At 58.3% G+C, this 13,977-nt stretch carries 10 protein-coding genes; 9 read left to right on the forward strand and 1 reads right to left on the reverse strand.

Annotated elements, in window-relative coordinates; genetic code table 11:
- Positions 1-507 precede the first annotated feature (507 nt).
- On the reverse strand, positions 508-1,797 hold the full coding sequence (gltA, locus tag J1G18_RS25400) for a citrate synthase (protein WP_003222994.1): 1,290 nt from the start codon (positions 1,795-1,797) through the stop codon (positions 508-510).
- A 363-nt stretch (positions 1,798-2,160) separates the two neighbouring features.
- Between gltA and sdhC the strand changes: the two genes are divergently transcribed.
- From sdhC to sucD, 9 genes are all read left to right on the forward strand, one after another.
- Positions 2,161-2,535, forward strand: coding sequence for a succinate dehydrogenase, cytochrome b556 subunit (gene sdhC, locus J1G18_RS25405; RefSeq protein ID WP_016773673.1), 375 nt, complete (start codon positions 2,161-2,163; stop codon positions 2,533-2,535).
- The gene (gene sdhD / locus J1G18_RS25410) at positions 2,529-2,897 is read left to right on the forward strand and encodes a succinate dehydrogenase, hydrophobic membrane anchor protein (RefSeq protein WP_003222999.1); all 369 of its coding nucleotides are present in this window, start codon (positions 2,529-2,531) and stop codon (positions 2,895-2,897) included. Before sdhC ends, sdhD begins: the two co-directional genes overlap by 7 nt.
- Before the next feature lie 3 nt (positions 2,898-2,900).
- Positions 2,901-4,673, forward strand: coding sequence for a succinate dehydrogenase flavoprotein subunit (gene sdhA, locus J1G18_RS25415; RefSeq protein ID WP_007962857.1), 1,773 nt, complete (start codon positions 2,901-2,903; stop codon positions 4,671-4,673).
- A gap of 11 nt (positions 4,674-4,684) precedes the next feature.
- Positions 4,685-5,389, forward strand: coding sequence for a succinate dehydrogenase iron-sulfur subunit (locus tag J1G18_RS25420; protein ID WP_003223007.1), 705 nt, complete (start codon positions 4,685-4,687; stop codon positions 5,387-5,389).
- 259 nt (positions 5,390-5,648) lie between these two features.
- Positions 5,649-8,480, forward strand: coding sequence for a 2-oxoglutarate dehydrogenase E1 component (locus tag J1G18_RS25425; protein WP_027614036.1), 2,832 nt, complete (start codon positions 5,649-5,651; stop codon positions 8,478-8,480).
- A gap of 42 nt (positions 8,481-8,522) precedes the next feature.
- Positions 8,523-9,746: a 2-oxoglutarate dehydrogenase complex dihydrolipoyllysine-residue succinyltransferase gene (gene odhB, locus J1G18_RS25430; protein ID WP_003223011.1), complete on the forward strand. Its 1,224-nt coding sequence runs from the start codon at positions 8,523-8,525 to the stop codon at positions 9,744-9,746.
- Between the two features lie 97 nt (positions 9,747-9,843).
- The gene (lpdA, locus tag J1G18_RS25435) at positions 9,844-11,280 is read left to right on the forward strand and encodes a dihydrolipoyl dehydrogenase (RefSeq protein WP_003223013.1); all 1,437 of its coding nucleotides are present in this window, start codon (positions 9,844-9,846) and stop codon (positions 11,278-11,280) included.
- A gap of 200 nt (positions 11,281-11,480) precedes the next feature.
- The gene (gene sucC, locus J1G18_RS25440; RefSeq protein WP_003223015.1) at positions 11,481-12,647 is read left to right on the forward strand and encodes an ADP-forming succinate--CoA ligase subunit beta; all 1,167 of its coding nucleotides are present in this window, start codon (positions 11,481-11,483) and stop codon (positions 12,645-12,647) included.
- On the forward strand, positions 12,647-13,528 hold the full coding sequence (gene sucD, locus J1G18_RS25445; RefSeq protein ID WP_003223019.1) for a succinate--CoA ligase subunit alpha: 882 nt from the start codon (positions 12,647-12,649) through the stop codon (positions 13,526-13,528). Before sucC ends, sucD begins: the two co-directional genes overlap by 1 nt.
- Positions 13,529-13,977 lie beyond the last annotated feature (449 nt).

Genomic DNA, 13,977 nt, shown 5'->3' on the forward strand with positions numbered 1-13,977 from the left:
TGGGTGTTTCACGTCGGCGTAACTCTCCCAAACACCGCGATCAGTCCCCTCTCCCTCCGGGAGAGGGCTAGGGTGAGGGGCTCTTGATCTGGTTTTTGATCTGGCTTTGGCTTTTGATCTTTTGCCCCTTCGGCAGGCCGAGCGAAGGTGTTCACCCGGGGGGTTAGGCGCGCAGCGCCATGCGGCGAAGCCGCATACATCGAGAGGAGGTGCAGCGAAGCAAACCGGAGGCGATGCCCCCGGATGGACACCGTAGCGAGGGAACACTGAGCCTCAGCGAAGTGCCGTACGCCGGGGCAAGACTTTTTGGTTACTTTTGAGGCGTTTGTCAAAAGTGACCCGCCGTAAGGGCGGAACCATAGGAGGCCGTTACCGCAGCAACGGATATACACCCAAAACCCCAAAACCCAGTCGGCCCACAGGCCGCTGCGACCAGACAAACAAAAACGGCCTCTATATAAGAGGCCGTTCCCGATACAACTTCAAGACGTTATCGCAAGACAAGCCTTATTTGCGGTCTTCCAGCTTGGTGATATCACGCGACTCGTAGCCAGTGTACAACTGGCGCGGACGGCCAATCTTGTACGGGCTGGAGAGCATTTCTTTCCAGTGCGAAATCCAGCCCACAGTACGCGCCAGAGCGAAGATCACGGTGAACATGCTGGTTGGAATGCCGATCGCCTTGAGGATGATCCCCGAGTAGAAGTCGACGTTCGGGTACAGCGAGCGCTCGATGAAGTACGGGTCGGTCAGCGCGATCTCTTCCAGGCGCATGGCCAGTTCGAGTTGCGGATCGTTGTTGATGCCCAGTTCTTTCAGCACTTCGTCGCAGGTCTGCTTCATGACAGTCGCGCGAGGGTCGCGGTTCTTGTAAACGCGGTGACCGAAGCCCATCAGTTTGAACGGATCGTTCTTGTCCTTGGCCTTGGCGATGAACTTGTCGATGTTGGACACATCGCCAATCTCGTCAAGCATGGTCAGAACGGCTTCGTTCGCACCGCCGTGGGCAGGGCCCCACAGTGCGGCGATACCGGCGGCGATACAGGCGAACGGGTTGGCACCCGAGGAACCTGCCAGGCGCACGGTGGACGTCGATGCGTTCTGCTCGTGGTCGGCGTGGAGGATGAAGATCCGATCCATGGCCTTGGCGAGTACCGGGCTGATCGGTTTGATCTCGCACGGGGTGTTGAACATCATGTGCAGGAAGTTTTCCGCGTACGTCAGGTCGTTGCGCGGGTACATCATGGGTTGGCCCATGGAGTACTTGTAAACCATCGCTGCCAGGGTTGGCATCTTGGCGACCAGACGGATCGCGGAGATTTCGCGATGCTGCGGGTTATTGATGTCCAGGGAGTCGTGGTAGAAGGCCGAGAGGGCGCCGACTACGCCGCACATGACGGCCATCGGGTGGGCGTCGCGACGGAAGCCGTTGAAGAAGGTTTTCAGCTGCTCGTGAACCATGGTGTGGTTTTTCACGGTGCTGACGAACTGGGCCTTCTGTTCTGCAGTCGGCAATTCGCCGTTGAGCAGCAGGTAGCAGGTTTCCAGGTAGTCCGACTTTTCAGCCAGCTGTTCGATCGGGTAGCCGCGGTGCAACAGAATGCCGTTGTCGCCGTCGATATAGGTGATCTTCGATTCGCACGAGGCGGTCGACATGAAACCCGGGTCGAAAGTGAAGCGGCCCGTGGCCGTCAGGCCCCGAACATCGATTACATCGGGACCAACGGTGCCGGTTAAAATGGGCAGCTCGACGGGGGCTGCGCCCTCGATGATCAACTGCGCTTTTTTGTCAGCCATGTGGCCTCCTATTTATGCTTGAACCATCAGACAGACCCCCCACGCAGGGCCCGCACCACTATAGTGAGATAAATTCGAATGTCAATTTGCCTAAAGTCTTGCTCCAGAAGGCTTTAAGCGCACTTTTTCCTCGAAATTGACTGCCATTTACGCCTTTTATGCGACTTGTGCAATCAGCTATTGGGGGTAGGTGATTGCGTTGTCATTAGTAGCCTAACTGTCTATACTCGGCCACCGACCGCCAAGGGCTTTTGGGCTTGCTTTCATTGGGGGTCGCATCCCTGGGTGGTGGTTACCTGACCAGTGCACTCCCCAACAACTTTGCCCTGATTGTTAGGGGCTCTTCAGTGTGAAAAAAAAGCCGTGAAAAGCCAACGACCTGTAAACCTAGACCTAAGGACCATCAAACTCCCAGTCACTGCTTACACGTCCATTCTTCACCGTATCTCCGGTGTCATCCTCTTCGTGTGCCTTGCCATCATGCTTTACGCATTGGACAAGTCGCTGAGCTCCGAGGAAGGCTTCGGTCAGGTGAAAGCGTGTCTGACCAGTCCGCTAGCCAAGCTAGTGATTTGGGGCATCCTGTCCGCTCTGCTGTATCACCTGGTTGCCGGTGTGCGCCATTTGATCATGGACATGGGCATCGGTGAGACGCTGGAAGGCGGCAAGCTGGGCTCGAAAATCGTTATCGCCGTTTCCGTGGTGGTAATCGTTCTGGCAGGAGTCTGGATATGGTAACTAACGTCACGAACCTCTCGCGTTCGGGCCTCTATGACTGGATGGCGCAACGTGTGTCGGCGGTCGTTCTCGCGGCTTACTTCATTTTTCTGATCGGATACGTCGTGGCCCACCCAGGCCTCGAGTACGCCCAGTGGCATGAACTGTTCGCCCACAACGGGATGCGTATTTTCAGCCTCCTGGCCCTTGTTGCTCTCGGCGCTCACGCCTGGGTCGGCATGTGGACCATCGCGACTGACTACCTGACGCCAATGGCGTTCGGCAAGTCCGCGACGGCTATACGTTTCCTTTTCCAGGCAGTATGCGGCGTTGCAATGTTCGCTTACTTCGTCTGGGGTGTGCAGATTCTCTGGGGTATCTGAGTCATGGCTAACATTCCAACGATTTCTTTCGACGCTATCATTATTGGTGGTGGCGGTGCCGGCATGCGCGCTGCGCTGCAGCTGGCGCAGGGCGGTCACAAGACTGCGGTGATCACCAAGGTTTTCCCGACCCGTTCGCACACTGTATCCGCCCAGGGCGGCATCACCTGCGCGATCGCGTCCGCTGACCCGAACGATGACTGGCGCTGGCACATGTACGATACCGTCAAGGGTTCCGACTACATCGGTGACCAGGACGCTATCGAATACATGTGTCAGGAAGGCCCGGCTGCCGTTTTCGAGCTGGACCACATGGGTCTGCCGTTCTCGCGTACCGAGCAAGGCCGTATCTACCAGCGTCCGTTCGGTGGTCAGTCCAAGGACTACGGTAAGGGCGGCCAGGCTGCCCGTACTTGCGCAGCGTCCGACCGTACCGGTCACGCACTGCTGCACACCCTTTATCAGGGCAACCTGAAAGCCGGTACCACGTTCCTGAACGAGTACTACGCGGTCGACCTGGTGAAAAACCAGGAAGGCGAGTTTGTCGGTGTGATCGCGATCTGCATCGAAACCGGCGAAACTTCGTACATCCGCGCCAAGGCCACCGTACTGGCAACTGGCGGTGCTGGCCGTATCTACGCTTCCACCACCAACGCCCTGATCAACACCGGTGACGGCGTCGGCATGGCGCTGCGTGCTGGCGTGCCGGTACAAGACATCGAAATGTGGCAGTTCCACCCGACCGGCATCGCCGGCGCCGGTGTACTGGTGACCGAAGGTTGCCGTGGTGAAGGTGGTTACCTGATCAACAAGCACGGCGAGCGTTTCATGGAGCGTTATGCTCCGAACGCGAAAGACCTCGCTGGTCGTGACGTGGTTGCCCGCTCGATGGTTAAAGAAATCATCGCCGGCAACGGTTGCGGTCCGAATGGCGACCACGTAATGCTCAAACTCGACCACTTGGGCGAGGAAGTGCTGCACAGCCGTCTGCCAGGTATCTGCGAACTGTCGAAGACTTTCGCACACGTTGACCCGGTGGTTGCTCCGGTTCCGGTTGTTCCGACCTGCCACTACATGATGGGCGGCGTTGCCACCAACATTCATGGTCAGGCGATCACCCAGAACGCCGAAGGCGTGGATCAGATCATTCCGGGTCTGTTCGCCGTAGGTGAAGTGGCTTGCGTATCGGTACACGGTGCCAACCGTCTGGGCGGCAACTCGCTGCTCGACCTGGTGGTATTCGGCCGCGCTGCCGGCCTGCACCTGGAAAAGGCGCTGACCGACGGCATCGAATACGACGACGCTACCGAAGCCGACATCGAAGCTGCCCTGTCGCGTTTGAACGCGCTGAACGGCCGTACCGATGGCGAAGACGTGGCTACCCTGCGTCGCGAGCTGCAAAGCTGCATGCAGAACTACTTCGGTGTATTCCGCACTGGCGAATACATGCAGAAGGGTATCGCTCAGCTGGCCGATCTGCGCAAGCGCATCGCCAACGTGAAGATCAACGACAAGTCGCAAGCGTTCAACACCGCGCGTATCGAAGCTCTGGAACTGCAAAACCTGCTGGAAGTGGCTGAAGCTACCGCCATCGCGGCCGAAGTACGTAAAGAGTCCCGCGGCGCTCACGCCCGTGAAGACTTCGAAGACCGTGACGACGAAAACTGGCTGTGCCACACCCTGTACTTCCCGGGTGAGAAACGCGTCGCCAAGCGTGCCGTAAACTTCTCGCCGAAGACTGTTCCGACTTTCGAACCTAAAGTCCGGACTTATTAAGGGTGATCGCCATGTTGCAAGTCAGTGTTTATCGCTACAACCCTGATCAGGACGCTGCGCCGTTCATGCAGGAATTCCAGGTCGATACCGGTGGTAAAGACCTGATGGTGCTGGACGTGCTGGCCCTGATCAAAGAGCAGGACGAGGGTTTCTCCTATCGTCGCTCTTGCCGTGAAGGCGTCTGCGGCTCCGACGGCATGAACATCAACGGCAAGAACGGCCTGGCGTGCATCACGCCGCTGTCCGCTGTCGTAAAAGGCAACAAGTTGATCGTTCGTCCGCTGCCAGGTTTGCCGGTTATCCGTGACCTGGTTGTCGATATGAGCATCTTCTACAAGCAATACGAGAAGGTTAAGCCTTACCTGCAGAACGACACGCCGGCTCCGGCCATCGAGCGTCTGCAGTCCCCTGAAGAGCGTGAAAAGCTCGACGGTCTGTACGAGTGCATCCTGTGCGCCTGCTGCTCGACCTCGTGCCCGTCCTTCTGGTGGAACCCGGACAAGTTCCTGGGTCCAGCTGCCCTGCTGCAAGCGTACCGCTTCCTGGCAGACAGCCGTGACACCAAGACGTCCGAGCGTCTGGCTTCGCTGGATGACCCGTTCAGCGTCTTCCGCTGCCGGGGCATCATGAACTGCGTCAACGTATGTCCGAAAGGCCTGAACCCGACTAAGGCCATCGGTCACATCCGTAACATGCTGCTTTCGAGCGGCGTGTGATTCAGCTGCTGTAACCGTAGAACCGCTGTAACGAAGAGGCTGTGGCGCGGGCTTCAACCCGCGTCATGGCTATAACCAGAGCAGTAGCCACAAGCTGCAGCTCTTATTTTGAAGAAATGAGACAAGCAGGGGCATCCGGGCTGGTACCCGGACTATCAGCGTGATCCTAAGTGGCTTGTTTTGGTCGCTGCATTCGGACTTCTGCAAGTTTGCTCGGTATTGACGCCGATGGTGTTCCCCTAACCGAGGGTGACCAAGCATGCAAGAAAGCGTGATGCAGCGCATGTGGAACAGCGCCTACCTTTCAGGTGGAAACGCTGCCTATGTGGAAGAGCTTTATGAGCTCTACCTGCACGACCCTAACGCTGTGCCAGAAGAGTGGCGCACCTACTTTCAGAAGCTGCCTGCCGACGGCAGCTCTGCCACTGATGTTTCGCACTCCACAATTCGCGATCATTTCGTGCTGCTGGCAAAGAACCAGCGCCGCGCCCAACCGGTTTCCGCCGGGAGCGTGAGCAGTGAGCACGAGAAGAAGCAAGTTGAAGTGCTGCGATTGATCCAGGCCTACCGTATGCGTGGCCACCAGGCAGCCCAGCTTGACCCGCTGGGGCTGTGGCAGCGTCCTGCACCTGCAGACCTGTCGATCAATCATTACGGCTTGACCAATGCCGATCTTGATACGACCTTCCGTGCCGGCGACCTGTTCATCGGCAAAGAGGAAGCGAGCCTACGCGAAATTCACGAAGCGTTGCAGCAGACATATTGCCGCACCATCGGCGCTGAATTTACGCACATCACCGATTCCGAGCAGCGCCAGTGGTTCCAGCAGCGTCTGGAAAGCGTGCGTGGTCGTCCGACGTACTCCGCCGACATCAAGAGCCACCTGCTCGAGCGCGTGACTGCCGGTGAAGGCCTGGAAAAATACCTGGGCACCAAATACCCGGGCACCAAGCGTTTCGGTCTGGAAGGCGGCGAAAGCCTGATTCCGATGCTCGACGAGCTGATCCAGCGTTCCGGTTCCTACGGCACCAAGGAAGTCGTCATCGGCATGGCCCACCGTGGCCGTCTGAACGTGCTGGTCAACACCTTCGGCAAGAACCCGCGCGAGCTGTTCGACGAGTTCGAAGGCAAGAAGAAGGTCGAGCTGGGTTCCGGTGACGTCAAATACCACCAGGGCTTCTCGTCCAACGTGATGACCACCGGCGGTGAAGTTCACCTGGCCATGGCGTTCAACCCGTCCCACCTGGAAATCGTTTCCCCGGTGGTAGAAGGTTCGGTTCGCGCCCGTCAGGATCGTCGTAACGACCCGACCGGTGAGAAGGTGCTGCCGATCTCCATCCACGGTGACGCTGCATTCGCAGGTCAGGGCGTGGTCATGGAAACCTTCCAGATGTCGCAGACCCGCGGTTTCAAGACCGGCGGTACCGTGCACATCGTGATCAACAACCAGGTCGGTTTCACCATCAGCAACCCGCTGGACTCGCGTTCCACCGAGTACGCCACCGACGTTGCGAAGATGATCCAGGCGCCGATCCTCCATGTGAATGGTGATGATCCGGAAGCCGTGCTGTTCGTGACCCAGTTGGCCATCGATTACCGCATGCAGTTCAAGCGTGACGTGGTGATCGACCTGGTCTGCTACCGTCGTCGCGGCCACAACGAGGCCGACGAGCCAAGCGGCACCCAGCCGCTGATGTATCAGCAGATCACCAAGCAGCGCACCACTCGTGAGCTGTACGCTGATCGTCTGACTCAGGCCGGTGTACTGGACGCTGAACGTGTTCAGGCCAAGGTCGACGAGTACCGCAATGCGCTGGACAACGGTCTGCACGTAGTGAAATCGCTGGTCAAAGAGCCGAACAAAGAGCTGTTCGTGGACTGGCGTCCGTATCTGGGCCACGCCTGGACTGCGCGTCACGACACCCGTTTCGATCTGAAGACCCTGCAGGAACTGTCCGCCAAGCTGCTGGAAATTCCGGAAGGCTTCGTGGTTCAGCGTCAGGTCGCGAAGATCTACGAAGACCGTCAGAAGATGCAAGCCGGCGGCCTGCCGATCAACTGGGGTTACGCCGAAACCATGGCGTACGCGACCCTGGCGTTCGAAGGTCACCCGATCCGCATGACCGGTCAGGACATCGGCCGCGGTACGTTCTCGCACCGTCACGCTGTACTGCACAACCAGAAAGACGCGGGCACCTACATTCCGCTGCAGAACCTGTACGACGGTCAGCCACGCTTTGACCTGTACGACTCGTTCCTCTCGGAAGAAGCGGTATTGGCCTTCGAATATGGTTACTCGACCACCACGCCAAACGCGCTGGTGATCTGGGAAGCCCAGTTCGGCGACTTCGCCAACGGTGCACAGGTTGTTATCGACCAGTTCATCACCAGCGGCGAGCACAAGTGGGGCCGTCTCTGCGGTCTGACCATGCTGTTGCCGCACGGCTACGAAGGTCAGGGTCCTGAGCACAGCTCGGCTCGTCTTGAGCGTTACCTGCAGCTGTGCGCCGAGCACAACATTCAGGTGTGCATGCCGACCACCCCGGCCCAGATCTACCACTTGCTGCGTCGTCAGGTGATTCGTCCGCTGCGCAAACCTCTGGTAGTGCTGACGCCGAAGTCGCTGCTGCGCCACAAGCTGGCCGTCTCGACCCTGGAAGATCTGGCTGAAGGTTCGTTCCAGACCGTGATCCCGGAAATCGATGCCCTGGACCCGAAAAAGGTCGAGCGCGTTGTTCTGTGTAGCGGCAAGGTCTACTACGACCTGCTGGAAAAACGTCGTGCCGAAGGCCGTGACGATATCGCCATCGTGCGTATCGAGCAGCTGTATCCATTCCCTGAGGACGACTTGAAAGAAGTCCTGGCGCCTTACACCAACGTCAAGCATGCCGTCTGGTGTCAGGAAGAGCCGATGAACCAGGGCGCTTGGTACTGCAGCCAGCATCACCTGCGTCGCAGCATCGGTAACCTCGACAAGTCTCTCGTACTCGAGTACGCGGGCCGCGAGGCTTCTGCTGCCCCAGCATGTGGTTACGCATCGATGCACGCCGAGCAGCAGGAAAAACTGCTGCAAGACGCGTTTACCGTTTAACGCCTTCGCGCACCTGAAACCGAATTTAAGGAACCACAGATAATGGCTATCGAGATCAAAGCCCCCACTTTCCCGGAATCGGTTGCCGATGGCACCGTTGCCACCTGGCACAAAAAACCGGGCGACGCCGTCAAGCGTGACGACCTGATCGTCGACATCGAAACCGACAAGGTCGTACTGGAAGTGCTGGCTACCGCCGACGGCGTGCTGGGCGCAATCGTCAAAAACGAAGGCGACACCGTTCTGTCCGACGAAGTCCTGGGCTCCATCGAAGCGGGCGGCGCTGCTGCCGCTGCTCCAGCCGCCGCTGCTGCTCCGGCCGCTGCTGCCGCTGCCCCGGCTGCTGCCGAAGGCGAAGACGATCCTGTTGCTGCTCCGGCTGCGCGCAAGCTGGCTGAAGAGAACGGCATCAACATCGCTTCCGTTGCCGGTACCGGCAAAGGTGGTCGTGTGACCAAGGAAGACGTGGTGGCTGCTGTTGCCGCGAAGAAAGCCGCTCCGGCTGCCGCACCTGCCAAGGCTGCTGCTCCGGCTGCCGCTGCTCCGGTATTCGCTGCCGGTGATCGCGTTGAGAAGCGCGTACCGATGACCCGTCTGCGTGCCAAGGTTGCCGAGCGTCTGGTTGAAGCCCAGTCGAACATGGCAATGCTGACCACTTTCAACGAAGTCGACATGACCGAAGTCATGGCGCTGCGTTCGAAGTACAAGGACCTGTTCGAGAAGTCCCACAACGGCGTACGCCTGGGCTTCATGTCGTTCTTCGTCAAGGCTGCCACCGAAGCGCTGAAACGCTTCCCGGCGGTCAACGCTTCGATCGACGGTGCAGACATCGTTTACCACGGCTACGCCGACATCGGTGTTGCCGTTTCCAGCGACCGTGGTCTGGTCGTTCCGGTTCTGCGTAACGCCGAGCTGATGAGCCTGGCTGAAATCGAAGGCGGCATCGCCACGTTCGGCAAGAAAGCCCGTGACGGCAAACTGTCGATGGAAGAGATGACCGGCGGTACCTTCACCATCACCAACGGTGGTACCTTCGGTTCGATGATGTCGACTCCGATCGTCAACCCGCCGCAGGCAGCGATTCTGGGCATGCACAACATCATCCAGCGTCCTATGGCCATCAACGGTCAGGTCGTGATCCGTCCGATGATGTACCTGGCACTGTCCTACGATCACCGTCTGATCGATGGCAAAGAAGCTGTAACCTTCCTGGTGACCATCAAGAACCTGCTGGAAGATCCGGCTCGTCTGTTGCTGGATATCTGATAGAAGCAGCCATGCGCTGCGGGTGGCGTACCGTCGGCAACGGCGGTACGGCCCGCAGCGCGCGGCTTGAAGCTTTTCGCTAAAGAGGATTTTTTGAATGTCGCAGAAATTTGACGTAGTAGTGATCGGTGCCGGCCCTGGCGGCTATGTAGCTGCCATCAAGGCCGCGCAGCTGGGTCTCACCACTGCCTGCATCGAGAAGTACACCGACGCTGAAGGCAAACAGGCCCTCGGCGGTACTTGCCTGAACGTCGGCTGCATTCCGTCCAAGGCGCTGCTGGACAGCTCCTGGAAGTACAAGGAAGCCAAAGAGAGCTTCAACGTTCACGGTATCTCGACCGGCGAAGTCAAAATGGACGTCGCTGCGATGGTTGGCCGCAAGGCTGGCATCGTCAAGAACCTGACCGGCGGCGTTGCCACTCTGTTCAAGGCCAACGGCGTTACTTCGATCCAGGGCCACGGCAAGCTGCTGGCTGGCAAGAAAGTCGAAGTCACCAAGCCGGACGGTTCGGTTGAAGTCATCGAAGCCGAAAACGTCATCCTGGCTCCAGGTTCGCGTCCGATCGACATTCCGCCGGCTCCGGTCGATCAGAAAGTCATCGTCGATTCGACTGGCGCTCTGGAATTCCAATCCGTACCTAAGCGTCTGGGCGTGATCGGCGCTGGCGTGATCGGTCTGGAGCTGGGCTCGGTCTGGTCGCGTCTGGGTGCAGAAGTGACTGTCCTGGAAGCTCTGGACACGTTCCTGATGGCAGCGGACACCGCCGTTTCCAAGGAAGCGCTGAAAACCCTGACCAAGCAGGGTCTGGACATCAAGCTGGGCGCTCGCGTCACCGGTTCCAAAGTCAACGGCGACGAAGTCGTTGTTAACTACACCGATGCCAACGGCGAACAGACCATCACTTTCGACAAGCTGATCGTAGCCGTTGGTCGCCGTCCGGTGACCACTGATCTGCTGGCTGCCGACAGCGGCGTGACCCTGGACGAGCGCGGTTTCGTGCACGTTGACGATCACTGCGCCACCACCGTACCGGGCGTTTACGCCATCGGTGACGTGGTTCGCGGCATGATGCTGGCTCACAAAGCCTCGGAAGAGGGCATCATGGTTGTCGAGCGCATCAAGGGCCACAAAGCCCAGATGAACTATGACCTGATCCCTTCGGTTATTTATACTCACCCGGAAATCGCGTGGGTTGGCAAAACCGAGCAGGCCTTGAAAGCCGAAGGCGTTGAAGTTAACGTCGGCACCTTCCCGTTCGCCGCTTCCGGCCGTGCCATGGCCGCCAACGATACCGGTGGTTTCGTCAAGGTCATCGCTGATGCCAAGACTGACCGCGTATTGGGCGTGCACGTGATTGGCCCAAGCGCTGCAGAACTGGTTCAGCAGGGCGCGATCGGTATGGAATTCGGCACCAGCGCTGAAGACCTGGGCATGATGGTTTTCTCCCATCCGACCCTGTCTGAAGCCTTGCACGAAGCTGCTCTGGCTGTGAATGGCGGCGCCATCCACATTGCCAACCGCAAGAAGCGTTAAGACACAATAAGAAACCACGGCGGTTGCGGCCCGTCGTGAGCCTTGCGAGCAAGTCTCACCGCGGAATGTCCGCTGGACGCAGTCTTGCGTAGCTGCACCGGGTATCCGGAAAGGCTACGCAAGCAGCAGTCACAGGTGGCGCGGCACTCATCAAGAGCGCAGCGCCGAATGCGCAGTACCTAACGAAGACGGTAAAAAGCATGAATCTTCACGAGTATCAGGGTAAGCAGCTGTTCGCTGAATACGGCCTGCCAGTTTCCACTGGTTACGCAGTAGACACCCCGGAAGCAGCAGCAGAAGCTTGCGACAAAATCGGCGGCAGCGAGTGGGTTGTCAAAGCCCAGGTCCACGCCGGTGGTCGCGGTAAAGCGGGCGGCGTCAAGCTGGTTCGCAACAAAGAAGACGCCAAGGCCTTCGCACAGCAGTGGCTGGGCAAGCGTCTGGTGACTTACCAGACTGACGCCAATGGTCAGCCAGTCACCAAGATCCTGGTTGAATCGTGCACTGATATCGCTAAAGAGCTGTACCTGGGCGCTGTCGTTGACCGTTCGAGCCGTCGCATCGTGTTCATGGCTTCCACCGAAGGTGGCGTGGACATCGAGAAAATCGCTCACGACACTCCAGAAAAAATTCTGAAAGCCACTATCGATCCACTGGTTGGCGCTCAGCCATTCCAGGGTCGCGAGCTGGCGTTCCAACTGGGTCTGGAAGGCAAGCAAGTTGCCCAGTTCGCCAAGATCTTCGTTGGTCTGGCCAAACTGTTCCAGGATCACGATCTGGCCCTGCTGGAAGTGAACCCGCTGGTGATCAAGGCTGACGGCGATCTGCACTGCCTGGACGCCAAGATCAACATCGACGCCAACGCCATGTACCGTCAGCCTAAGCTGAAGACTTTCCACGATCCGTCGCAAGACGATCCGCGCGAAGCGCACGCTGCCAAGTTCGAACTGAACTACGTAGCCCTGGAAGGCAACATCGGCTGCATGGTCAACGGTGCCGGCCTGGCCATGGGTACCATGGACATCGTCAACCTGCACGGCGGCAAGCCAGCCAACTTCCTCGACGTAGGTGGTGGTGCTACCAAAGAACGCGTTACCGAAGCATTCAAAATCATTCTGTCCGACACCAACGTCGCTGCAGTACTGGTTAACATCTTCGGCGGCATCGTTCGCTGCGACATGATTGCCGAAGGCATCATCGGCGCCGTGAAAGAAGTCGGCGTGAAAATCCCGGTTGTTGTTCGCCTTGAAGGCAACAACGCTGAGCTGGGCGCTAAAGTACTGGCAGAAAGCGGTTTGAACATCATCGCTGCTACCAGCCTGACCGACGCTGCTCAACAAGTTGTCAAAGCTGCGGAGGGCAAATAATGAGCGTCCTGATCAATAAAGACACCAAAGTTATCTGCCAGGGTATTACCGGTTCGCAAGGTAGTTTCCACACCCAGCAAGCCATCGAATACGGCACCAAGATGGTTGGTGGCGTAACTCCGGGCAAAGGCGGCACCGAGCACCTGGGTCTGCCAGTGTTCAACACCGTTAAAGACGCAGTAGCTGCCACTGGCGCTACCGCCAGCGTGATCTACGTTCCGGCTCCTTTCTGCAAGGACTCGATCCTGGAAGCTGCTTTCGGTGGCATCAAGCTGATCGTCTGCATCACCGAAGGCATTCCTACCCTGGACATGCTGGACGCCAAAGTTAAGTGCGACGAGCTGGGTGTTACCCTGATCGGCCCTAACTGCCCAGGCGTGATCACCCCAGGCGAATGCAAGATCGGCATCATGCCAGGTCACATTCACTTGCCAGGCAAGGTCGGTATCGTTTCGCGTTCCGGCACCCTGACCTACGAAGCTGTGAAGCAGACCACTGACGCCGGTTTCGGTCAGTCGACCTGCGTCGGCATCGGTGGTGACCCGATCCCGGGTTCGAACTTCATCGACATCCTGAAGCTGTTCCAGGAAGACCCGAAGACCGAAGCGATCGTGATGATCGGCGAGATCGGCGGTTCGGCTGAAGAAGAAGCGGCTGCCTACATCAAGGCACACGTGACCAAGCCGGTTGTTTCCTACATCGCTGGTGTGACTGCTCCTCCGGGCAAGCGCATGGGCCATGCTGGCGCAATCATCTCTGGCGGCAAAGGCACTGCAGACGAGAAATTCGCTGCGCTGCAAGACGCAGGCGTAAAAACCGTGCGTTCGCTGGCAGACATCGGCAAGGCCCTGGCCGAGCTGACCGGTTGGGCTGTCAAGTAAGCCTCGTGCTTGACTGACGCTTCACCAGACAAAGGCCACCTTCGGGTGGCCTTTGTTGTTTCTGGCATCTGCGTTTTAGCGGGCATTTGTGGTGAGGGGATTTATCCCCGATGGGCTGCGAAGCGGCTCCAAACCCGATGTATCCAGCCAATCGAAAAGCGCTACAAGTTCTCAATCAGGGCTGCTTCGGCCCATCGGGGATAAATCCCCTCACTACAGGGTTCGTGCTCTACCTACAGAGTTCCATGTAGGAAAAATAGATGCGTAAATGCGACACAGACACGTCGTGTATCGGATAGTTCGCCCTCAAACAGTGCGTTTGTCAGACAAATTCGTTAGGCTAGCAGCCATTTTTGCGTCTGCCGCCCACAAGGCATGCAACGCGCTAAACGGGTCAGTCTTATACGGACTGACAGCATTTCCCTAACCCCACAGGGAAATCCCCCTCT

The organism is Pseudomonas sp. MIS38 (genome assembly GCF_019891575.1).
GTDB lineage: Bacteria > Pseudomonadota > Gammaproteobacteria > Pseudomonadales > Pseudomonadaceae > Aquipseudomonas > Aquipseudomonas putida_A.

Excerpts from the sequence above, each read along its gene's own strand:
- gltA (WP_003222994.1), bottom strand. The coding sequence starts at position 1,797 with ATGGCTGACAAAAAAGCGCAGTTGATCATCGAGGGCGCAGCCCCCGTC.
- sdhD (WP_003222999.1), top strand. The coding sequence starts at position 2,529 with ATGGTAACTAACGTCACGAACCTCTCGCGTTCGGGCCTCTATGACTGG.
- sdhA (WP_007962857.1), top strand. The coding sequence starts at position 2,901 with ATGGCTAACATTCCAACGATTTCTTTCGACGCTATCATTATTGGTGGT.
- J1G18_RS25420 (WP_003223007.1), top strand. The coding sequence starts at position 4,685 with ATGTTGCAAGTCAGTGTTTATCGCTACAACCCTGATCAGGACGCTGCG.
- J1G18_RS25425 (WP_027614036.1), top strand. The coding sequence starts at position 5,649 with ATGCAAGAAAGCGTGATGCAGCGCATGTGGAACAGCGCCTACCTTTCA.
- odhB (WP_003223011.1), top strand. The coding sequence starts at position 8,523 with ATGGCTATCGAGATCAAAGCCCCCACTTTCCCGGAATCGGTTGCCGAT.
- lpdA (WP_003223013.1), top strand. The coding sequence starts at position 9,844 with ATGTCGCAGAAATTTGACGTAGTAGTGATCGGTGCCGGCCCTGGCGGC.
- sucC (WP_003223015.1), top strand. The coding sequence starts at position 11,481 with ATGAATCTTCACGAGTATCAGGGTAAGCAGCTGTTCGCTGAATACGGC.
- sucD (WP_003223019.1), top strand. The coding sequence starts at position 12,647 with ATGAGCGTCCTGATCAATAAAGACACCAAAGTTATCTGCCAGGGTATT.